The sequence below is a fragment of the Ketobacter sp. MCCC 1A13808 genome, from assembly GCF_009746715.1.
Classification (GTDB): domain Bacteria; phylum Pseudomonadota; class Gammaproteobacteria; order Pseudomonadales; family Ketobacteraceae; genus Ketobacter.
The window spans coordinates 545,689-568,734 of record NZ_VRKW01000001.1; the positions used below are offsets into that span (position 1 = coordinate 545,689).

Consider the following 23,046-nt stretch of genomic DNA (forward strand, 5'->3'; position numbering starts at 1 on the left):
AACCTGGCCAGCCCCAATCACGCTCAACTTCACAATCTATTATATTCAAGGTCACGTTTTCCCCATCACTTCCTATACTTAAAGCAACACTCCGCTCCCATTACAGTGAAGCAATCCGCTATGAATACCGAACAACTCAAAGAGTTTGAATTGCTGCGTTACCTGAACGAGCAGCAACTCATCATGCTGGCAAATAATAGCAAGTTGATAAAGCTCATTCCGGATCAGATTCTGTTTAGCGCCGGGGACACCGACCACTTTCACTACTTTCTGCTTGCCGGGGAACTGCAGATAGACACTGGCGGCTCAGCCCCCATCAGCCTGGTGGCCCACAGTGCGGATGCCATGGCCCCAATTCAACATCAGCGACCTCGTCAATACGATGTCTATGCACGATCAGGGGCGGCTGTTTTACAGATAGAGACATCCACCTTGCAAGCGTTATTACGGGAAGCACCGGGTGATCACTATGAGGTAAAGAAAGCCCTGCGCGAAGACCAGCCCGAGGACAAACAATTACTGCTGGATATCTATTCTGACCTGCGTAACAACAAATTGGTTTTACCCAGCCTACCCGAAGTTGCAGTGCGCATTCGGCGCATGATTGATGACGGTACCAACAACGCAAAAAAAATATCCCAGGCCGTTAATACCGATCCCGTCGTCGCAGCTAAACTGATCAAAGCAGCCAATAGCCCTCTATTCCGGGGCACCAAAGAATTCGAAACCAGCTCCCAGGCCATTGTGCGACTGGGTATGCAGACCACCAAACAACTGGTCACCAGTTTCACGGTGAAAGAATTGTTTAAAACCTCGACCCCGGTACTGAAACAAAGAATGGACGTCCTGTGGCAACACAGTATAGAGATAGCCGCACTGAGCTACGTGTTGGCGCAGAACGTGAAGGGACTGGATCCAGAACAAGGCTTGTTGGCCGGTTTGCTTCACGACATAGGTGTGGTGCCTTTGCTGATGTATGCCCACCACTACCCGAACCTGATGAATAATCCGCAAACACTGGAAAAGACAATTAAGGATCTTAAAACTGAATTAGGACCGTTGATTTTAAAACGCTGGGGTTTCAATGAAGAAATGGTGGCCACTGCGACCCATTCAGAAAACTGGAATTATCAGCATGAAGGGGAGCCGGACTTTGCCGATCTGGTGATCGTGGCGCACCTCAATCAATATATGGTCAGTGAAGAAAAACTCGCGCGAATAAATAAGATTCCGGCGTTTCGCAGATTATTCCCTGGTGAAAACACCGCGCACCAGATGACCGAGATCCTGGATCAGGCCAAAAGCCAATTGGAGGATACCCGCCAATTACTGGTGGCCTGAAACAGGTGACTCGATCGAATACTATTTTAACGGAATGGCAAACTCGCCTTCCGTTACCTGTCGTTTATCACTACCCACATTACCGTAAGGGTAGCCGGTAAACGAGAACGTACCGATCAACTTACCATTACTCTCCTCCAGGACTGTCAATGTGCCCGGCTCCGAGGCAGAGGTTCGATAAACCGTGCTTTCGCCCGCCTTTTGGATCGATGCCTTGAAATAAGCCAATTTATAAGTAGCGGGTCCTATGTATTCGTCCACCGTAAAGACTATATCAAAACCGCCCCCGGACGCTTTAATCTGCATCGCACCGAACTCGTTGATATCCTTTTCAACAGAAAGCTCAGTGGAGCCTTCACTGACACCCCCCCAGCTGTGCTTGAAGAAAAACTGACTGCCATCAGCACGTTCGCCCCGATGAGTCCGGGGATCTTTCGGTTTCGGTGCTTCCGCGACCACCGGTGCCGCCGCGGCACCGCCATCAAATGGCTTGGCGTCCGCTTTTGGTTCTGCAGGCGCTTTAACTACCGGCGCCGGTTTGGGTGCAGGCTTTGGTGCCGGTTTGGGTACGGCGGCAACCACTGCCACTTTTTTACCCGCTTTATATTCGCAAGTGGACGGCTTACCGGCCTTGGTGCAGGTGCCTTTTCCGTTCGGTAAAAAGCCGCCACTGACCGGGCCGCTGTACAGCTCACCACCCGCCAGCACGACGGTGGCATTACTGGGCGCAACTCCGGATTTCCAGGTACCGCGGGAAACGGTGCCGTCCTTTAAAGTGACGGTAAATTCACCGTTACGCTTACCATTGGTCCAATTGCCTTCGTACTTTGTCCCGTTCGCCTGCGTGAACACACCTTTTCCATGGGGCTGATCAGCGATGAATGCACCGGTATAAACATCTCCGTTTGCCCAATTAAAGGACCCATTTCCGCTCATTTTACCCTGCAGCCACTCACCGGAATAACGATCGCCGTTAGGCCACTGTTTTGTGCCCTCACCATGTTCGCGATTATTACTCCAACTACCACTGTATTTCTCACCACTGGGCCAAGTTTGGGTGCCTTCTCCGCTTTTGCGGCCGTCTACCCATTCGCCTTCATAGACATTGCCATTGGTATATTTATAAGTACCCTTGCCATGAAAGCGGTTAAAGGCATTCCGTTCCCCCACATACTCGCCAGCGGCAAACACGGTTGAACTCATCAACAGTGTAATGCAGCCCAGAACTAGAAATCGTCGAAATATCATTGTGTCAGTTTCCGGTCTACGTGAAATAAATTGATTTTGATAGAAAAAACCTGGCTCTGAAAAACGCCAATACTCTTTAGTTTATAGCAGAGACCTGGTTTTTTTGAAATTTTGACCGTGCATTGAGGCCGTTTCACCCAATAAAAACACGGCAACGACACCTAATTCTACCTAATAAGTTTAACGACGAATACTAATAGAGTGTGTCCATGCTGTTACGATCGAAATCTTCGATCTCATCAAAACGGCCACTGCCAACTTTTTCAGCCCAAGCCGGATCCTGTAACAGAGCGCGCCCCACCCCGACCAGATCGAATTCCTGGCTCTCCAGGCGTTCTTCCAGGTCAGTAATACTGCGCTTCCCTACCACCTCCGGCCCTTCGCGTTTAAAAACGGCGTCAATGAAATCGGAATTCAGCCCGACGCTACCGACGCTGATAGTGGGCAAACCGGTTAGTTTTTTCGTCCAACCCGCAAGATTCAGATCAGAGCCGGTGAATTCAGGCTCCCAAAAACGGCGCGTACTGGCGTGAAAAACATCGACCCCGGCGTCAACCAAGACCTTCAAAAATTGATCCAGCTGCTCTGCAGACGTCACCAAACGAGCATCATAGTCCTGTTGCTTCCATTGAGAAAAACGGAATATTACCGGAAACTGCTCGCTCACCTTTTCTCGCACTGCCTTCACTACATCCACGGCAAATTGCGAGCGCTTTTCAAATGAACCGCCCCAACGATCGCTGCGTTCATTCGTCACCTTCCAGAAAAACTGATCAATAAGGTAACCGTGTGCACCGTGCAGCTCAATGCCGTCAAAGCCCAAGGCCTCTGCATCCGCAGCCGCCTGGGCAAATGCATCAATACAATCCTGTATTTCCTGTTCGCTCATGGTATGCGCCTTACGCTTACCCGCAGAGGAAATACCAGATGGCCCCATACCGGGCACATCCCCATCAGGGCCCACGCCGGGACGGCGAACGGTTCCTACATGCCAAAGCTGGGGCATAATTTTGCCACCTGCCGAGTGCACAGCATCGACTACCTTTTGCCAGCCCAACAATGCCTCGCCGTGAAAAGCAGGAACACCTTCATAACCGTTCGATGCGCATTGATTTATAGTCGTGCCTTCGGTAATGATTAAGCCAACGTTGTTTTCAGCACGACGACGATAGTATGCTACTACATCATCACCCGGGATAAACCCCGGCGAAAAGTGGCGTGTCATGGGCGCCATCACGATCCGGTTTTTTAAGTTAAGCGATTTACACTGAAAAGGTTGAAATAAAGGCGACCCGGTTTTCATGGATACAGGTTGGTTCATGACTGCTCTCTTGCCACACGGCTATTGCTACTTGAATGTGCGCGCCATATTAAAGGTTATAAACAGGCCAGTAAAAAGGGATATATGCCAAATTTAAGGAAATAATTGTCGCCAAAAGGCGAAGCCGGCTGTCTCCTTGCCGGGCTCCACAAACCAAAGTCAAAAACCACATAGATAGGATGATTCATGTCGGTAAGCGTCTCTACTCCCTGCGGGGAAATTATTGGAATTCAATGTGACGGCTATCAGGAGTTTCGCGGAATACCCTATGCGGAGCAGCCCATTGGAGTAGCTCGTTTCAAAGCGCCTGAGCCACTATTGCCCTTCGAGGAGCCTTTCAAAGCCGAACGCTTCGGCGATGCCGCACCACAGGAAAACATCCCATTCTTTGGCATAGAACAAACCAGCGAAGACTGCCTGTATTTGAATATCTGGAGCCCCGCTTGCGACAACAAAAAACGCCCGGTGATGGTTTGGATTCATGGTGGCGGCTTTGTCACCGGCGCCAGCTCCCAGGTCATCTACAAGGGACGTGAACTGGCGGTTAACGGCGATGTCGTGGTGGTCACGTTGAACTATCGCCTGGGTGCCCTGGGCTTTCTATACCTCAATGATCTGCTGCCGGATGAATATGAAGTCAGCGCCAACAACGGCCTGCTAGACCAAATCGAAGCGCTGAAATGGATCAAAAAAAATATAGAAAGTTTCGGAGGCAATCCCAATCAAATCACGCTGTTCGGTGAGTCAGCAGGGGCCTGGTCCATTGCCACCCTGCTGGCATCTCCGCTCGCTACCGGCCTGTTTCAACGCGCCATTCTGCAAAGCGGCGGCGCTGATCAGGTGTTGACGCATTCCGAAGCCACTGAAATCACCAGGCGCTTCCTGAAAGCGGCCGATATCGACGCCACCAAACCGGAAAAGCTGTGGCAGCTTTCCACATCACAAATTATAAAAGCACAGCAAGCGTGTTTTAAGCACGAGATCAACCGGGGTGCTTTCGGCCAACCGGTGATGCAAACAGGGATCACGCTCTTGCCCGTGATCGACGGAGTAAGCGTCTCACAACAACCTTTATCTGCAATTCGCAACGGGGACGTAGGCCATATTCCATTGATGGTCGGCTGTACCCGGGATGAGTGGAATTTGTTTCTGAATATGCCCGGTGTCAATCGGGTTGCTAACACGGATAATGCTGAGGACATGGGTAAACTGGATTTGATAAATCGCTGTGAAACAAGCTTGCCGGGTATGGGCGAACGGGCGGCCAACCTCTATCAAAAGCGGTTCCAACAAAACAACACCGACGTCTCTTACAGTGACATTTTCAGTGCCTTCGAAAGTGACCGCATGTTCCGCATTCCCTCGCTCCGCATTGCCGAACAACAAAGCAAACACAGTGAGCAGGTCTTTATGTTCCAATTCAACTGGGACAAAGGCCCATTGAAGGCATGTCACGCCAGCGATATCCCCTTCGTGTTTGGCCATACCGGGACCACTGCGGGGCAGTTTCTGACCGGTGGCGGCGACGACTCTGCGAAACTGAGCGCCACGGTTCAAAGCTGCTGGATTGCCTTCGCCCGTTCCGGAGATCCATCAACCGACCGGGTGGGAAAGTGGACTGCTTTCAACCAAGACAGCCGTCAGGTAATGTGCTTCGATACCAAAACCGGCTTACAGGAAGATCCGTTCCAGGGCACAGCCCCGCTTTGGGAGAACGTGCTCTAAACCGAATTCCAACCGAACATCGTCACCACAAAAAAAGCAGGGGATGCACAATCGCCCTGCTTTTTTATGGTCTATCCCAAGATTATCGTTGTCAACGGGCAAATATCAGATACAAAACACTGCAAATAACCACCACCTTTCCACCAACATAAAGCGGCTTGTTTTTCTTCTTGATACGTTTCAGAAAATTCTTATACGCGGTCAGACCTTTACCCAGTTTGTTTCCTACGCCGGTGTGGGTTGGATCAACGTTATCAATCATAAACAGGCGATTGAAAAATCGACCGAAGTACCAATAGAGCTTCTGCAGTAACTTACTGCTTAAGGGGCGGTCAACGTCGGTCATCAAAATGATGCGCGGTGTATCGCTGTCGTTATAGGCCGAGTGCAGATAGGTCTCGTCAAAGACAATGCTTTCACCGTCTTTCCACTTGTAATCGAAATCATTAATAATCAGACCGCAGCTATCGGCATTGGGTGTGCTCAGCCCCAGGGAATACCGCACCGTGTAGGCGAAAGGATCATGATGCTTGTTGAGCTTTTTGCCCGGCATCAACACCGCAAACAACGCAATATTCAGTGAGGGCACTTGCTCCAACAACGCCATTGTTTTGGGTGCCAGATCGTACGCCGACGGAATCCGGTTGTCGTAAAGTTTCAGATAAAAGCTGGTCCAGCGATTATCCTTATAAAAGCTGCTGGCGGGCAAATCGTCTTTTGCCGTGATTTGCCCGTGCTCATAAAGGTGTAACGCCTCATCCCGTATTGTCTCCCAGTTGCTTTCAATAACGTCCAGCTCCGGGAACCATTTGCGCTCAATGCGGGCGGTGGTAGGGATCCTGGAGAGCAAATAGGCCGGGATATTAAACGGCACCATAAAAGTTGAAAAGTCTGTCAACTGACGCTTCAGATCAAATGTCGACCGGTTTCGCATCCGTACAAACACAATGCAAAACACGTAGATTACGACGCAGAGCAAAAATAATTTCATTGTCAAACGATCCTCAGCCACAGATGAAGCAAGAATATACACAACAAAAGGCAATTTCCAATGCGATTGACCTGAATCAGTCGCCTGAAACAGTTATTTGTTCACGGCCAATTTGTTAGAATCCAGCGCTGAATTTGAGCGGAGTAGTGAGTCCCATGGTCGAACAGGTTTTTCATATAGGTCAACGCTGGTCAAACACGGCCGAAACCGATTTAGGTATCGGCATTGTCACCCAGGTCAATGAACGCACCGTAACCCTCTTTTTTCCTGCCACTGAAGAACTCCGAAACTACGCTCAGGCGAATGCCCCGCTTACCCGTCTGGAATTCCACCCCCGCGACATGATTGAAACCGACGACGGTACGCATTTCCGGGTACTGACCCGCCACGAAGAAGAAGGTCTCTATTTTTATGAAGCGGAAAGCGAGACTGAGCGGGAAGTAAAAATTCTCTGCGAAAGCCAGGTTCAGGGCAGCAGCCGCATGCCGGAACCCCTGAAGCGCCTGCTACAGGGTCACTTTGAGCATTACAAAAACTTCAGTATGCGACTGAAAACCTGGCAACTGAATTCGGCCTACGACCAACATCCGGCTAAGGGCTTCATGGGTGCCAGAGTCGACCCGATCCCTCATCAATTCCATATCGCCAAAACGGTAGCCGACCGCTCGCACCCCAGAATCATGCTGGCCGACGAAGTAGGCCTTGGTAAGACCATCGAGGCAGGCCTGATTGCCCATCAGCAGCTCATCAGCGGTAAAATCCAGCGCGTGTTGATACTGGTACCTGACTCACTGGTACATCAATGGCTGGTGGAAATGCGAAGGCGCTTTAACCTGCCTGTGCGGGTGCTGGATCAGGACCAATGCGAAGCACTCTGTGAACAGCAGGATACTGACAATCCGTTTATGTTCGAACAGCTGGTGCTTTGCTCCATCCAATTTCTGCTGCAACACCAACGCTGGGCCAACGCGGCGCTGGATTCCCCCTGGGACCTACTGATCGTGGATGAAGCCCACCACCTGGCCTGGCAGCCGGAAAATCCCAGCCCGGCTTATCAGCTGGTAGAGCAATTCAGCCTGCAGGCAAAAAGCCTGCTGCTGCTAACGGCAACACCCGAGAAGGAAGGTCCTGAAAGTCACTTCGCCCAATTGCATTTATTAGACCCGTTGCGATATCAGGACTTACCCGAATTTATTGAGCAACAATCGCGCTTCAATGAAATTGCTCTGGTCGCGGAGCGCCTGATCGACCATAAAGCCCTAACCGCGGAACAACTGCAATGGCTGCGACAACTACTGAGTGACGAATCCAGCCTCAAGCTCATCGCAAAGCTGGAAGCAGACAACGGCACCAAAGAAGATTTCATCACTCTGGCTACCCGCCTACTGGATCAACATGGCACCGGTCGGGCTCTGTTCCGCAATACCCGGGATAGCATCAGCGGGTTTCCGGAACGATCTTTAACACGGGTTGAACTTACGCAACCAGAAGTGTATCGGGACCTGGAATTGCCTACCCTGGACCAGCAGCTGTATCCGGAAACCGAACTATCCGAGGTCCAGTGGATCAGTCAGGACCCCCGGGTTGCCTGGTTGACGGAGACTCTGAAAAAAAATCGCACATTGAAATTTCTGGTGATCTGTCACAACAAAGACACCGCCTGCGCCCTGCAAGCCCACCTGCATTTTAAGGGCGGCATCCAGTGCAGTGCGTTTCATGAAGACCTGAGCCTGATTGAACGCGACCGCAGTGCTGCTTGGTTTGCAGCGGAAGAAGACGGCGCCCAGGCATTAATCTGTTCGGAAATCGGAAGTGAAGGCCGCAATTTCCAATTCTGCCACCAACTGGTGATGTTCGATCTTCCCGCCTCCATTGATTTACTGGAGCAGCGCATCGGCCGGCTGGACCGCATCGGACAACAGCATGATATACAGATATATACTCCGTTCATGGCGGGCACCCATCAGCAACGGCTGCTCAACTGGTTCGATCAGGGGTTCAACGCTTTCGTCAAGACCGAAGCCTCTCACAGCGTAATTTTCGAGAATCTCAACGCTGAGTTCCTGCAGGCCATTGCACTGGCCGATGATAACGTACTGGACGAACTCAACACCAAAACACAACAGCGGGTTGCCGATTTACATGAGCGCTTTATTCATGGCCGCAACCGGCTGCTTGAGCTTCATTCCCGCGGTGACGGTACAGTGCAGAGTTTAATTGATGCAGTGGCAGACAGTGACGATGATCCGGAGCTGCGTGATTTTATGGAACAGGTCTTCAATGCTTATGGTGTGGATGAGGAAGAACTGTCTGAATCGATAACGCTGATTCGGCCTGGTACCTCACTTGAACAAACCAACTTCCCAAATTTACCGGAAGACGGGTTCAGCGCTACATACCAGCGCAAAATCGCCTTAGGTCGGGAAGACATAGAATTGCTGACCTGGGATCACCCGATGGTCCGCAATGCGATAGACATGATTATTACCAGTGGCAAAGGCAGCTCCGTAATGAGTTTGCTGAAGAACAAGCAAATAAAAGAAGGCACAATTCTGCTGGAAACCCTCTATATCGTGGAATGCCCGGCACCCGGCGAACTGGAGCTGGGTCAACTGTTGCCAGCCACACCGGTGCGTTTGCTATTGGATCAGCGCGGACGGGACATCAGCTCCGCAGTCGAAACTGACGCGCTGGACAAACAGCTTAAACGCGTCAAACCGGATTTAATCAGTCCAATGTTGAAAGAGATCCAGGAGCCGATACTGGACATGCTGAGCAAAGGTAATGACCTCATGGAAGTGCGCAAGCAGGCCTTAGTAGAGCAGGCAACGGAGTCTTATATTCAGTTCTGGTCAAAAGAAAAGCAGCGTCTACAAGCACTGGCTAAAGAGCAGGACATTACCCTGCAGCTTCAGCGCGTTGAACGCATGCTGGAACAGGGGCCAGCGACGTTACAAAAAAACGGACAGTACCGCCTGGATGGCTTGCGCATTATGATTACCGTTTCTTGAAAAGGATCACGCTAACCTTGTCTGGTCATTAGCATGATTGAAATCCTGTTCGAAGACGACCAGCTTCTGGTCGTCAATAAACCGCCTGGAGTGCTGTCCGTACCCGGTAGAGGACCGGACAAGCAGGATTCTGTGCAAACCCGTTGCGCCTCCCTTTATCCCCAGGCACTGGTCATACATCGCCTCGATTGCGCCACTTCCGGTGTTATGCTTTTCGCCAAAACAAAAGCCGCCCAAAGCGAACTCAGCCGTCAGTTCCGCGACCGCGAAACCGAAAAAGAATACCACGCAGTCACCTATGGCGATTGCCCGGCAGCCGAAGGGGAAATTGATTTCCCACTGATCACTGACTGGCCCAACCGCCCCCGACAAAAGATTTGCTACCAAACAGGCAAGCCGTCACTGACCCGGTATCAGCTCTTGAAACACTCGACTTCCGGCAATTGTCTGCGGCTAACGCCGGTAACCGGACGGTCGCACCAGCTACGGGTACATATGATGGCCATCGGCATGCCCATTGTTGGCGACACACTCTATGCGCCAGCGCACATCGCCCAAATGAGCCCGCGCCTGATGTTGCATGCTTATCGACTGAGCTTCACCCACCCGCGGCAGGGACAGCGCATTCGCATGGAAGCCCCCCTACCCTTTTAAGCGCAACCCTTTTATGTCCCCAATCCGTTTCATTTGCCCGCCAGGGTTCATAAGGTTAGGATAAATCGTATACCTAGAGAGGGCATTTCTATGGCACAGAAAGACTTCTTTGTATTTGATGACTTATTTGGTAATTCCGGCGTGCAGCGGGTCGAACTTATTGAGCTCGAAGACGGAGAGATCCTGTGGGTGAAACACTATTACACTCCGGACCAGGCAGGAGCGCTGTTTTCTCAATTATATCAGCAGGTTCCCTGGCGACAGGACCAAATACGCATCGCCGGAAAAATGACGTCACTACCCCGTCTGCAGGCTTGGTTCGCAGACCCGGGTATACACTATGGTTATTCCGGTATCGCCATGGAACCCCTTCCCTGGATCGATTGTCTGAGGACCATCAAGCAGGATCTCGAAGCGTACAGTGACAACCATTTTAATAGTGTGCTGGCGAATCTTTATCGAAATCAACATGATAGCGTAAGCTGGCATGCTGATAACGAGACGGAATTGGGAACTAATCCCACTATTGCTTCGCTGTCACTGGGCGGCACCCGGGAATTCCAGCTAAAACACCGCCTGCATCCCAGCAAGAAACTGAAAATTCCGATGCAGAGCGGAGACTTAATGATCATGAAAGGGGGACTTCAACATCATTGGTTACATCAGATTCCAAAAAGCAAAACACCTTCTGAACCGCGCATCAATCTCACATTCCGGCGAATTCTGGATACCGGTTCTAGCAAATAGAGGTGCGTTTCAATCCCAGTCGAATTACAATTCGCGTCCTAACAAACCTGAAAGTAAACAAATTCCCAGTATGAAGTTTTTCATCAGAACCATTGTCGGATGTATCCTTTTGAGCATAATCGCAACGCACAGCCCCGCCTATGCAGATGGCAAGTCGCATGACAACCACGAAATCAAGGAAAAGGTCATTCTTGGCTGGCTTGAGTTTATGTGGCTAAAACCGTGGCAGATAAAAACCAAAGCCAAACTGGACACAGGTGCCAAGACCAGCTCCATACATGCCAAAAACATTGAGCATTTTGATAAGGACGGCCAGCCTTGGGTGCGCTTTCAGTTTGGCAGCAGCACCAAACTCAGCAATAACAAATACAAACCCGGTAAAAGCAAAAAAGTGGTGACCATCGAAGCCCCGCTCTACCGCAAAGTGATTATCAAGCAACACAAGCGGTCCAACGTCGAACGCCCCGTGGTGATGTTGCCGTTCATCATGGGCGGTGTTGAATATACAGCTCAATTCACCCTGACCGATCGCAGTAAGTTTCTCTATCCGGTACTATTGGGCAGGCGTTTTCTGAAGGACATCGCTATTATTGACCCCGACAACACGTATTTGCGAACTTCAAACGAGGCGTATACCCGTCTGGATATCGATGGAAAAGAATTGACTACGACGGCGGCTGATAACGAAACTGATAATCAGAATACGCCCGCGAAAGAAGACAAAGATAGCCAAACCGATCAAAGCGAACATAGAAAAACTTAAATGACAAAACACAAAATCAGCATCATAGCTCTCGTATTGACGGCTATCGCCCTTAGCTTGGCCTATTACAAGCACAAATCTCTTGGCTTGCCGCTGCTCCCGTCACAGCAATCCGATGTGTGGACAGTAGAAGCCAAATTACAGTTTAAAGCCAACGGAGGCCCGGCAAAAGCCAGTTTCTATGTGCCCCGGGATCCGCCTGGATTTGTGAAACTGAACGAAGACTTCATTTCCAGTAATTACGGTCTGGCAACGGAACGAGACGACGTTAACCAGCAAGCGTTGTGGGCTGTACGCCGCGCCAAAGGCAAACAAGTGCTGTATTACAGGATGGAGTTCACCCGGGATTCCTCGCCCTATGAAAGGAATACCTCGCCCCGCCCTCCGTATCCTTCGGTTCCCATCTATGAAGAGCCCCTGGGCTCAGCGGTTCGGGCAGTACTAAAAGATGTGCGCTCACATTCTGCAGACATAGTGACCTTCACCCGCGAACTGCTGTTGCGACTGAACAACCCCAAGCCCGACCAAAACATCTCGCTGATTAATAAAACCGGGCGTGGCTCGGTGGAATGGGTGCGCCAGCTGATCGATATATTGGCCGGAGCGCGTATACCTGCCCGAATTGTCTATGTATTGCCGCTACAGGATCTGGTTAAACACGGCACCCTGGTGCCCTGGATTGAAGTACACAACGATTTTGAATGGGTACCCTTCGACCCGGTGAGTGGTCAACAAGGGTTTCGTGACGATATTCTTGTCTGGCGCACCGGCGATGATCCTCTCGTGACCATAGCCGGCGGACAGCCTGCAGAAGTGGACTTTTCGATCTCACGACACGCGCTGTCACAAGTGTCAATCGCAGAACAGTGGGCCCGTCAAACCAACTCCCGCCTCATGGATTTTTCGTTGTTCGCATTGCCGGTACAAACCCAGAATGTGTACCGGATTATCCTGATGGTGCCGCTCGGTGCGCTGGTCATCGTGATACTCAGAAACTTGGTGGGGCTGGCTACATTCGGAACCTTTATGCCGGTCCTGATTGCCCTGGCTTTTCGGGAAACGTCCCTTATGTGGGGAGTGATTCTGTTCACCGCGCTGGTGATCGTCGGACTTACGTTGCGGCTTTACCTGGAAAAACTCAAACTATTATTAGTACCCAGGCTGGCCGCCGTACTCACCATTGTCATTATGTTGATAGCCTTTTTCAGCATTATCAGCGTACAGCTCGAACTGGAACGCGGACTTTCCGTCGCCCTCTTCCCGGTGGTGATCCTGGCAATGACTATTGAACGCATGTCCATAGTACTGGAAGAAAACGGCACACAGGAGGCTATTAAGCTCGGCATGGGCAGTATGTTCTCAGCCATAATCGGATACCTGGTCATGACCAACCCGCAACTGGGGCACATTATATTCGTGTTCCCTGAATGCCTGTTAATCGTATTGGCGATCACACTGGTGTTGGGCCGATACACGGGCTATCGCTTACTGGAACTATGGCGTTTTCGTAGCCTCATCAAAGAGGCTGATAAAATATGATGCCCTGGACCCGCTTACGCAAGCTGGGCATCATCGGTATGAACCGGCGCAATGCAGAATTCATTATGCCTTATAACCAGCGAAGCTTTTATCCGCTGGTGGACAACAAGATCATTACCAAGCAACGGGCCGTTGCAAGTCATATTCCGGTGCCGGAACTTTACGGACATATCGAACTGGAACACCAAAGCCAACACCTGGATGCCCTGCTCTCGCATCATAAAGAGTTTGTGATCAAACCGGCCTGCGGCAGTGGCGGAAACGGCATTCTGGTAATCGCAGGCAAAAACTCGAACGGTCACTTCCGCAAGGCCAATGACAGCCTGGTTACCCTTGAGCAGATCAAGCACCATATATCCAATATACTCAGTGGAATGTACAGCCTGGGCGGCGACACGGACTCGGCAATTATCGAATACCGGGTACAATTCGATCCGTGTTTTGCCGACGTTTGCTTCAAAGGTGTACCGGATATTCGCCTTATTGTATTTCGTGGTGTACCGGTGTTTGCAATGATCCGTTTGCCGACCCGCCAATCCGATGGCCGCGCCAATCTGCACCAAGGTGCTGTCGGAGTGGGAATCGATATCGGCTCCGGCATCACCAGCCACGGTGTCATGCAATCCAAGCCGATTCAATACCATCCGGATACGGATATGCCCATCGCCGGGCTGGAAATCCCCCACTGGCAGCGCATAATGGAAATGGCTGCCAGCTGCTACGACCTGGCCCCCCTGGGTTATCTGGGCGTCGACATAGTCCTGGACCGCAACATGGGGCCCATGATGCTTGAACTGAACGCCCGGCCCGGACTCGCCATTCAGATAGCCAACCAACAGGGTTTGGGTCCGGTACTCGAATACATGAAAATCATCGGCACCATTCCCGCCTCGCCCAAAAAACGAGTGAAGCTGGGAATCGATATACGCGATAAGTTTGCTGCTCAAGCTTATGGATGAAAACCCCGAGCGAAGAGCCCGCATTCTGAATGCAGCCCGAGACGTTTTTGCCCGTCAGGGATTCCGCAACTCCGAAGTGAAATCAATCGCCACTCTGGCGGGGGTAGGCAAGGCCACAATATATAAACATTTCGATAGTAAAGAAGCACTGCTGCTTTCGGTGGTACGTTCAGATCTGCAAGCCATCAGGGACATTGCGCTGACTCATCTTGTCGGCCCGGGACACCCGTTAAAACGATTTGAAACCACGTGTTTTGCCATTGCCGATTACCTTGACCAGAACCGTAATTTTTCATTGGTGCTGATCCGGGAAGCCGGCGAATTTATGGAGGACATACAGCGGCTTCGCCAACAGGTAGTGGGTGAGAACCAGGCCTTTGCGGACGCTTTCTTTAATGCCATGAAAAGTGAAGGCTTTCTACCGGACATTCCGAACCACATTGTGCTGAATCTGTTGATGAATCTGACCCTGGGCACCGTCTACTCCTGGACCCTCGACAAAGATCAGGATATGCGCAGCGAAGTGGAAACGCTTTTCCAATTATGGCGCGAAGGCACAGAATAGCCCCTCCACCACCGTTTGTTGCATCTTGTTACTTCTCTAAATTTGCCTGACAAATCAAAATGGGTAATATTTGACGGGTAGCAGCACCTAATACTCGACATTGAATACGCAACCATGCAAATCGTCCGGCATGTCATCAGAGGGGTCGTTGAGAGCGACTTTGGTATGACCGGGGTGAAGGAGAAGGCAGTATGAAACTGACCAACAAAGCTGATAGCAAAACCAGCCACGCAGCAAAGCCCGCACACAATCCAGTGAAAAAATCAGAACGACTCTATGGTTACGGTCTGGGTCATTTCATCAAATTCAAGCAACGTTATTGCCGCCCCACGGACAAAGAAATCAATCATTCTTTCGAGCGTGGCTATAACTGATTCGCTAAACCAATATTAGCAGCCTCTCCTGCGTCAGACCCGGGTCAGTTGAGCCGGGACGCGGGTGCAGTTACGTCCGGCAGATTTAGCGGCATATAACGATTGATCCGCAATGGCGATCAAGGCCTGTGGTGCCTGATCCTTTTGCGGGATCAACGCAGCAGCACCAATACTGACGGTGACGTTGAGCACACCCTCTTCGGTCACAACCCCATTCCCTGCCACTGCCAATCGTATATTTTCAGCGACATGAACTGCCCCTTCCACATTGGTTTCAGGCAGAATAACCACAAACTCCTCGCCGCCGAAACGCGCAGCAGAATCCGAAGGACGCGTCAGAGCCGAATCAATCACTTGAGCAACCGCCTTCAGACATTCATCTCCGGTCAAATGCCCGTGCTCATCGTTAAACACTTTAAAATAATCAATATCAATTAACAGTAACGCCAATGGCTCGCCACTGCGATAACTGCGTTGCCATTCATGTTCGAGTTTCTCATCAAAAAAACGCCGGTTGCGGATTCCCGTTAAGCCATCCTGCCTGGTCAACGATTGCAATCTCTGATTAGCCTCTTCCAGCTCTTGCATCGCAGCTTGTAACTCAACAGTGCGGTCAGCAACGCTCATCTCCAGGCGTTCGTTAGCCGCCTTCTGCAGGTCCAGCGCTTTCGCCTGGGCTTGCTCAAATGCTTTTCTCTGCATATTCATCCTATCCGCCAGGGCAAACGCAAACAACACCGCTTCAGCCACAGCGCCTACCTGAACCGCATATTCACTAAAAGCACTGCGCGAGAACAAGCCGAACTTGGATAACGCATAAAACGAAATGGCCCCCAGAAACGCGGTCCAGGCGATCACAAAATAGCGCGCCGGTTGATAGCCCTGCAACCAACGCATCACCCCCACCACAATGCCACCAAGACTAACCGGTAGCACCAGCGCTGCACAGGCTCGTATCAACGTTGAATACGGTGTCAGGGGGGCCATCACCAGCATCGCAAGGCACACCATTGCCAGCATCACCACGGCTTTATTCAGTCGCGGTAAGGCTCGGTCGAGCTGCAGAAAAGTGGAGGAAAACATCAGCGAGAAAAACAACGTAAACGGAATCACCAGAATCAATGCGTTCTCTCTCAGCCAACTTATGTCGGGCCAGAAATATTGAGCAGAGAAACCATGGATAGTCGCCAAAAACAACATCAGCCCGATTGAGAAGCCGGAATAAAAGATCATGCTGCGGTCCCTGAACAAGGCGTAGATAAAAAAGTTATACAACCCCATCACCAGAATGACGCCAAACAGAGCACCATATAACAGCAAATAGATTTGATCCCGTTTCTGGAAAGCGCCGGGCTCCCATAAAATCACAGGAAACTCCAACGAGCCGGCGGTGGTCACACGAAAATAAAGGTAGTGCGTTTCTGTCGGCGGTACTGTGAATGGAAGTATCAGGTTATGGTGGAAGAACGGGCGCGCAGAAGCTGGATTGCCGTCGCCGGTCTGGGATACGTTTTCAATAACCCCGCGACTGTTGACCTGATAGAACAAGACCTCGTCCAGCACCGGATTTTTAATCTCCAGCAGACGGCTAACCACATTCGGGGCGTTGTTGCTAACCACCACACGAAACCAAAACGTGTTAGTGTCAAAGCCGAAGCCAGGGCTGTCGGAATGGTTTTCTACCCATGGCATATCTTTCAACGTCTGATCCGCGACCAGATCTTCTATCGCGAATTGCCGCTGACGCTGTTCAATATAATCCAGAAAGCGGGAGATGTTCTCATGTTGAGAAATATTCTGTGTGTCGACCACCCGCAAGGGCGTAGAGTTGGCAGAAACGCTCTGGACAGCCGCCATGATCAAGAGAACAATAGCGGTAATCGTTTGTGCGGTTGATTGCAAACCCTTTTCCAATATCAACTCCTGGCGGAAATCACTCTATCCGTCGTATGCTTTTTGTTCTTTGCCTAAAGCTGCTCTTAGGTAAGGCTACAGAGAAAAAGGAAAAGAATGAAATGTAGTTAGACTTCACGGGGCTGGCAAGCGATTACTGGCTTAAAATTGACCATTCCACCCCGTAGAGCTATGTTGAATTCATCCCAGCGTAAAATTTTTGACTCAACAAACCTGGTTAGGAGCACTGAACATGGAAGATCAACGCAAGGAACCCCGCACCCATCTGATTTACTACTTACGGGTGTACGACCCTGCCGATAACGGTTTATTTGGCCACGTTGTGGACATTTCCAAAAGCGGACTTCTGATTACCAGTGAGAAACCCATAGAAAAAAACAGACAATACGTACTTAAAATTGAAGATGCGTCTACCTTTGATGATTTCTTTACTATCGGGGTCCAGGCCGAATGCCGCTGGTGCCAGAGCGACGAAAGCAATACCCAATATGACGCAGGGTTCCGGCTGGTGGACCCCTCAGATCGAATGAATACCATGCTTGCAAGCTACCACTAACGCTCATTATCCCGTCAGCCCCGGCCACCCCGGGGCTTTGCATCAGCCTGAATAGCAGAGGCACACCCCTTTTGCGCTCTGTAACGCAATTGAAACAATCAACGAGTTACAGCTCACTACTAACAAACCACTTCCGCAACCGCAGCTAATTATCAACAAGCCTGATTTTATCTCTGAAACCGGCAACATAAACACAGCCAAAAATTTGGCAATTTTTTTTCTCTCCTATTTACATTCAATAACTTATTGATAAACAAGAATATTTCAAATAGGAGTGCATTTTTCGACCATTTTGAATCAAGGCTGCAATTTATGCTGCCTTAGTGTGGTTTTAAAGAGTTTATTCACATAGTTATCCACAGGATCTGTGGACAATTGAAAAACTTGCGTTCTGAAAATTGTGTGCTAAAACCACCATTAAGGGACCAACCACACCACATTCACAATATTGAATGTATAGGCGCCATCATCACCCCCTCACTAAAGGGAAAGGCGGCATGCTTTGCAACAATAGCTTACCGTAACGCTTATCTATGATACGTCGGTCAAAAATGATTATCTCGCCTTTATCGGACTCCGAACGTAGCAGTCTGCCCACTGCCTGCTTCAACCTGATTGCCGCATCCGGCACGGTGATTTGCATAAACGGATTTCCACCACGGCTTTGAATCCACTCAGCTAACGTCGCATCAACAGGATCTTCGGGCACGGCAAACGGCAACCGCACTATCACAACACGGGTGCAATAGTCCCCCGGTAAATCCACGCCCTCGGCAAAACTGGCTAAACCGAAGATGACACTGGGCTGGCCACTGTCCACCGCCTCTTTGTGGCGTCGCACAATTTCGTTCTTACCCCATTGGCCTTGCGCCAGAATATGCTGCTGAACTGACTCCGGCAATTGCTTTAGAACCTCTTCCATCTGACGCCGGGAACTGAATAGAAATAAGGTGCCACTGGACTGATCCCAGCTTAGGTTCACATATTCGACCAGGTTTGCAGTGTGCCGCACGCTGTCTCCGGGATCACACGCCAAAGCCGGCACCCGGATCGCTCCGCTGCTTTCGTAATTAAACGGGCTCGGTACGACACTCATATGGCTCTCGGCGGGAACGCCTGACCGAAACCGAAATCGATCGAATGTCCCAAGCGCAGTCAGCGTCGCACTGGTCACCACTACACCGAATGCCCGATTCCACAAATAACGGGATAACACCTCACTGGCCAACACCGGGCAAGCTGAAAGCTCGACGTCCAACCCATTCTGACTCTGGCCAAAACTAAGCCAGCGAGCAAAGGGAGGGCCCTTTTCCTGATCGGTTTGTTGGTAGCGTTGCCATACCGACAATAAAATTTCGGCACGAGCCAATTGGGTGGACGCCACCGGCATCCAGGCTTCGGCATCGGGCTTGGTAATATCGGAACGCTTGCCCTCCATTCCTTCCTGCAGCCAGTCATTAAGCATCTGCAAATGTTTAATCAATTCCAGGGTGGGCTGAATCAATTGCTCCATCTGGCGCTGTAATTCGGCCGGCACTACTCCGTTATTGAAACGGTAAATCCATCGACCCTGATCCGCATCCATTTGGTCGGCATTGTCAGACAGAGGGGATAAACTACTGAACAACAGCCCTAATTGCTCCTCAAGGAAGGTATTAACCGGTTGCAGGTTTTGCAGCACGCTGGCCGCCATGCTATCGGCTCCGGCACTTTGAATAAGCGATTCCAGCAGTTTAGCCACATCATGAAGCCAACTGATAGTACTGCGAATCTGGGAGGAGCAGGCAAAGTGATTTAACGCCTTGTCCGGCAAATGATGTCCTTCATCAAAAACATAAATTGTATCTTCCGGGTCTGGCAGCACCATGCCTCCCCCCATCGCCAAATCAGCTAACACCAGATCGTGGTTAGCAACAATCAAATCCGACCGGTAGATGTCATTACGCGAAAGGAAAAACGGGCAGTCTTCGTAAAAACCGCAATTACGTCCGGTACAACCACGATGATCATTGGTGATTCGACGCCAGGTCATATCCGGAATTGCGGCAGACCAACTGTCGCGGTCACCATCCCAGCGCCCGGCTTCGACCGCCTGGTCCAACTCCCGATACAACTCGGCCTCGTGTTTATCCACGGCAAACTGCTGGTGATCTTCCCATAATGCCATTGTGGTGCCAGCATCCTGACCCGGCGTCATCATCCGATCCAGTTTACTCAGACACAGGTAGCGACCGCGCCCTTTCGCCAGCGAATAGCTGAAGTTCAATCCGCTTTGTTTCAGCACATCGGGAATATCTTTTTTAATTACCTGGTCCTGCAGCGCCACCGTTGCCGTTGCTAATACGACTTTTTTTTCCAAATACGCGGCAACCGGCATCACGCCTAATAGATACGCAAGGGTTTTTCCGGTGCCTGTACCGGCTTCAACAACGCAAACATGGTTACTTCCGGTACGCTTGCCCTCCCCATCCATGGCAATACCGGTAAGCGCCTTCGCGATCTCTGCGATCATAAGACGCTGACCATAGCGAGGCTTTATATTCTTACGATTCAGAAACTCCCGGTATGCGGTTTGTATTTGCAGCTTAAGGTCGTCTGTTAGCATTGGGCTCGCTGATAACTAGTGGGGAGTGAAATTCGGTGAACTGCTATTCTACACGAAGACGCGGTTGAAACGGCTGCACGTCTTAACAGGGGGCGGCAGCAAGGGAAAAACAATTCGGTTAGTGTGCCTCCGAACACCTCACCTGTATACATATTGCGGGCTAAATTCTCCTGAATATACAGTCCCGTAAACGTTTGTTTTTTTGTGTAAATTTAGAACCTTAATTATTGATAGTATCTTGCCTCAGGAGTATGACCAATGTATCGTATGGCCGAGTAATGCAATAATAAAAAGTACATCGATTTATAAGTATTAACAGAATAATAATATCTGAGGAAACCATTCATGCGTTTAAGCATCAGAGGTGCATCTGCCAGGCTTTTGGCAAGGGCAGCTATTTTCACAGGGATTGTAGCACTGAGCGGTTGTTCCGCCGCGATCTATAAAGTAACCGGCGACACCATGACCAACATCGGCGAAGATGTAATGGTGCCCTATCTTCTCACTACCGACGACTCCAAAATTGCTTGTGCTTCGGGTGAAGCATTAACACCCCTTCTGCTTTCATTTTCAACTGTCACTACGCCACCGGATCAACTGGAAACGCTGATGGGATTGGTTGGCGGCACTTGTGCATCGCAACGCGCATTTGAGCATGAAATGGCGTATATCCGTTTCGCCAGTGAGCAACGTATTTCCCAGGCAACCAATGCCCGCATAGAATCGAAGCGCTGGCATGCCATCGCTGCTGCCCGTTACTTCCGCAGCTACCAGGCCTTGGGCCGAGCGTTAGGTGAGCCCGGCGGCGAATGCCCGATGTTCGACAATGATTTTGAACAATTAATTTGGTTACTGGGCTCGATCTCCGGCTTGCAGGCTGCACTCGCGGATATACAGTCCGACATGGCTGTCGGCGTTCCTTTTAATGTCGCCCCCAAGGCAGAACGTGCTGTAGCCTGCCTCGACGACGAAAAACACAATGTAAAATGGTGGGGGCTGCCGAAAGCCATTCGTGCCTCGCTGTGGACTATCGTTCCCGGCGTGACGCCAGCGGGTCTTGACCCCTGGCAAGAACTGGAAAACGCGCGAGCAATCGGAATGCAGGAAGGGGTTCGTATCGCCAGTGCTCTGGATGGCTTGGTCTCCTACAACGACAGTAACAACGATCGCGTCAGAGCCATTATCAAACAACACGCGCACTCTATCAGCTCCACGGCACCGAATCGTGAATACCGCATGGTCGATGTCATGGGCAGCGACCTGCTACTGGAACTATCCGACCGCCTGTGGACGCAGGCAACCGGCTCAAGAACCCCCATTGGAGCTTACGGCACTTTCTGGGATGAGAAAGAAGCAGAACCAGAACTCGATCAGAATTTACTGGACGAGCTGCTCTAGATAACCATCGATTGCGTTCGCATCCGGCCGGTAAAGGAACCCGGCCATGAATGCCAACTCAACCCCAATAACAATTAAGTAACTTCTGGACGAGGCTATGAATAAACGACTCAAATCACTAATCACCCCTGTTGCCGCAGGTCTAATGGCATTAAGCAGCTCCGCATTCTCAGCCGATTTGCCCAAGCGCACACTGTGTGTCTGGGACATCGTGGGTAAATCCGGCCCGGTTGCGTCCCAAATGGAAGACTACCGTCTTAGCGCAATCAAATGGGGTGTGGACTTTGAAATGAAAGTCTATACAGACGAGAAAATTGCCGCAGAAGACCTGAAATCCGGTTCCTGTGATGCCACCGCCATGACAGGGCTTCGTGCACGGGAATTTAACTCCTTTACCGGCACACTGGACTCCCTTGGCGCCATTCCCACCCACGAACACATGAAGGTGGTACTGCAATATCTGTCCGATCCGAAGTTAGCAAAACTCATGACCTCAGGCAGTTATGAAATCGGCGGCATCTTGCCTGCTGGCGCGGCCTACCTGTTCACCAATGACCGCACAATTGACACCGTTGCTGAAATGGCCGGTAAAAAAGTGGCTGCTTTGGATTTTGATAAAGCGCAGGCAATCATGATTGAATCCGTGGGTGCCTCACCCGTGTCGGCTTCCATCACTAATTTCGGCTCACTCTTCAACAATGGCAGCGTCGACATTATTGGTGCCCCGGCCATCGCCTATAACGCACTGGAGCTTTATAAAGGCTTAGGCGAAAATGGCGCAGTGGTGAAGTTTTCGATTTTGCAACTGACTGCACAACTGGTTATGCGCAAAGACCGTTTTCCGGAAGGTTTTGGACAAAGCTCGCGAGCTTATACCTTCACCCAATACGGGAAAGCAATGGAAGTAATTGCCGCTGCGGATAAAAGTATCAAGCCCAGTTACTGGTTGGAGTTACCCGAAGAGGATAAGGCTGGCTATCGCGAAATGTTCCGTCAATCACGGCTGAAAATGCGGGACGAAAAACTCTATGACGGTAAAATGCTGTCTTTCCTGAGCAAAGTACGCTGTCAAAAAGATCCAAGCTTGGCGGAGTGCACAGCCAAGGATCGAGAATAATCCAGATATGTACAATTAAAAAAAGCAGGCCATGCCTGCTTTTTTTACGTATGCCAATAAAAATTCCTGTATTCGATTAAAACTATACCTAGTAAGAATTAATTTTTAGTTTATTGTCTGTGATGGCTAGCACAGAATCACTGACAAACTTATAATTCCGAGCTTATTTTTGGCTCTTGTTTATATGTAGTGTTGGGTATTGCCAATTCTCTGAGGGT

Annotated in this window: 18 protein-coding genes; 13 read left to right on the forward strand and 5 right to left on the reverse strand. The window is 50.5% G+C overall.

Annotated elements, in window-relative coordinates:
• Window positions 1–120 precede the first annotated feature (120 nt).
• On the forward strand, window positions 121–1,341 hold the full coding sequence (locus FT643_RS02450; RefSeq protein WP_156869084.1) for an HDOD domain-containing protein: 1,221 nt from the start codon (window positions 121–123) through the stop codon (window positions 1,339–1,341).
• Window positions 1,342–1,362: 21 nt separating this feature from the next.
• Here FT643_RS02450 and FT643_RS02455 read toward each other — a convergent pair whose 3' ends face one another.
• Window positions 1,363–2,589 carry an MORN repeat-containing protein gene (locus tag FT643_RS02455; protein ID WP_156869085.1) on the reverse strand — a complete coding sequence of 409 codons (1,227 nt, stop codon included), beginning with the start codon at window positions 2,587–2,589 and terminating at the stop codon, window positions 1,363–1,365.
• 193 nt (window positions 2,590–2,782) lie between these two features.
• A complete protein-coding gene (locus tag FT643_RS02460) occupies window positions 2,783–3,910 on the reverse strand; it encodes an NADH:flavin oxidoreductase (protein ID WP_198043255.1) in 1,128 nt (375 codons plus the stop codon).
• Between the two features lie 186 nt (window positions 3,911–4,096).
• On the opposite strand from FT643_RS02460, the gene FT643_RS02465 reads away from it, so the two are divergent.
• On the forward strand, window positions 4,097–5,635 hold the full coding sequence (locus tag FT643_RS02465) for a carboxylesterase/lipase family protein (RefSeq protein WP_156869086.1): 1,539 nt from the start codon (window positions 4,097–4,099) through the stop codon (window positions 5,633–5,635).
• Between the two features lie 91 nt (window positions 5,636–5,726).
• On the opposite strand, the gene FT643_RS02470 is transcribed toward FT643_RS02465, so the two are convergent.
• A complete protein-coding gene (locus tag FT643_RS02470; protein WP_156869087.1) occupies window positions 5,727–6,626 on the reverse strand; it encodes an aspartyl/asparaginyl beta-hydroxylase domain-containing protein in 900 nt (299 codons plus the stop codon).
• Window positions 6,627–6,781: 155 nt separating this feature from the next.
• Between FT643_RS02470 and rapA the strand changes: the two genes are divergently transcribed.
• The 8 genes from rapA (at window position 6,782) to FT643_RS02510 (ending at window position 15,238) form a co-directional block, all read left to right on the forward strand.
• On the forward strand, window positions 6,782–9,637 hold the full coding sequence (rapA, locus tag FT643_RS02475; RefSeq protein WP_156869088.1) for an RNA polymerase-associated protein RapA: 2,856 nt from the start codon (window positions 6,782–6,784) through the stop codon (window positions 9,635–9,637).
• Window positions 9,638–9,670: 33 nt separating this feature from the next.
• Complete coding sequence (locus tag FT643_RS02480) at window positions 9,671–10,291, forward strand: RluA family pseudouridine synthase (protein WP_156869089.1); 621 nt, start codon at window positions 9,671–9,673, stop codon at window positions 10,289–10,291.
• Window positions 10,292–10,381: 90 nt separating this feature from the next.
• Complete coding sequence (locus FT643_RS02485; RefSeq protein ID WP_156869090.1) at window positions 10,382–11,038, forward strand: alpha-ketoglutarate-dependent dioxygenase AlkB family protein; 657 nt, start codon at window positions 10,382–10,384, stop codon at window positions 11,036–11,038.
• A 109-nt stretch (window positions 11,039–11,147) separates the two neighbouring features.
• Entirely contained in the window at window positions 11,148–11,801 is a 654-nt protein-coding gene (locus FT643_RS02490) for an ATP-dependent zinc protease family protein (RefSeq protein ID WP_198043256.1), read from the forward strand.
• Window positions 11,802–13,340, forward strand: a complete 1,539-nt coding sequence (locus FT643_RS02495; protein WP_156869092.1) for an inactive transglutaminase family protein — start codon at window positions 11,802–11,804, stop codon at window positions 13,338–13,340.
• Complete coding sequence (locus tag FT643_RS02500) at window positions 13,337–14,299, forward strand: alpha-L-glutamate ligase-like protein (RefSeq protein WP_198043257.1); 963 nt, start codon at window positions 13,337–13,339, stop codon at window positions 14,297–14,299. The genes FT643_RS02495 and FT643_RS02500 overlap by 4 nt, the downstream gene beginning before the upstream one ends.
• The gene (locus tag FT643_RS02505) at window positions 14,292–14,864 is read left to right on the forward strand and encodes a TetR/AcrR family transcriptional regulator (protein WP_156869093.1); all 573 of its coding nucleotides are present in this window, start codon (window positions 14,292–14,294) and stop codon (window positions 14,862–14,864) included. Before FT643_RS02500 ends, FT643_RS02505 begins: the two co-directional genes overlap by 8 nt.
• A gap of 191 nt (window positions 14,865–15,055) precedes the next feature.
• Entirely contained in the window at window positions 15,056–15,238 is a 183-nt protein-coding gene (locus tag FT643_RS02510; RefSeq protein WP_156869094.1) for a hypothetical protein, read from the forward strand.
• A 33-nt stretch (window positions 15,239–15,271) separates the two neighbouring features.
• On the opposite strand, the gene FT643_RS02515 is transcribed toward FT643_RS02510, so the two are convergent.
• Window positions 15,272–17,152 (reverse strand): sensor domain-containing diguanylate cyclase, encoded by a 1,881-nt coding sequence (locus FT643_RS02515; RefSeq protein WP_156869095.1) that lies wholly within the window; start codon window positions 17,150–17,152, stop codon window positions 15,272–15,274.
• A 232-nt stretch (window positions 17,153–17,384) separates the two neighbouring features.
• Here FT643_RS02515 and FT643_RS02520 point away from each other — a divergent pair, with 232 nt between their 5' ends.
• Window positions 17,385–17,708 carry a PilZ domain-containing protein gene (locus tag FT643_RS02520; protein ID WP_156869096.1) on the forward strand — a complete coding sequence of 108 codons (324 nt, stop codon included), beginning with the start codon at window positions 17,385–17,387 and terminating at the stop codon, window positions 17,706–17,708.
• A gap of 469 nt (window positions 17,709–18,177) precedes the next feature.
• Here the strand turns inward: FT643_RS02520 and dinG are convergent, their stop codons facing one another.
• Window positions 18,178–20,313, reverse strand: a complete 2,136-nt coding sequence (gene dinG / locus FT643_RS02525; RefSeq protein WP_156869097.1) for an ATP-dependent DNA helicase DinG — start codon at window positions 20,311–20,313, stop codon at window positions 18,178–18,180.
• A 345-nt stretch (window positions 20,314–20,658) separates the two neighbouring features.
• Between dinG and FT643_RS02530 the strand changes: the two genes are divergently transcribed.
• Both FT643_RS02530 and FT643_RS02535 read left to right on the forward strand, forming a co-directional pair.
• Complete coding sequence (locus tag FT643_RS02530) at window positions 20,659–21,711, forward strand: hypothetical protein (RefSeq protein WP_156869098.1); 1,053 nt, start codon at window positions 20,659–20,661, stop codon at window positions 21,709–21,711.
• A 97-nt stretch (window positions 21,712–21,808) separates the two neighbouring features.
• Window positions 21,809–22,828, forward strand: a complete 1,020-nt coding sequence (locus FT643_RS02535) for a putative solute-binding protein (RefSeq protein WP_156869099.1) — start codon at window positions 21,809–21,811, stop codon at window positions 22,826–22,828.
• Window positions 22,829–23,046 lie beyond the last annotated feature (218 nt).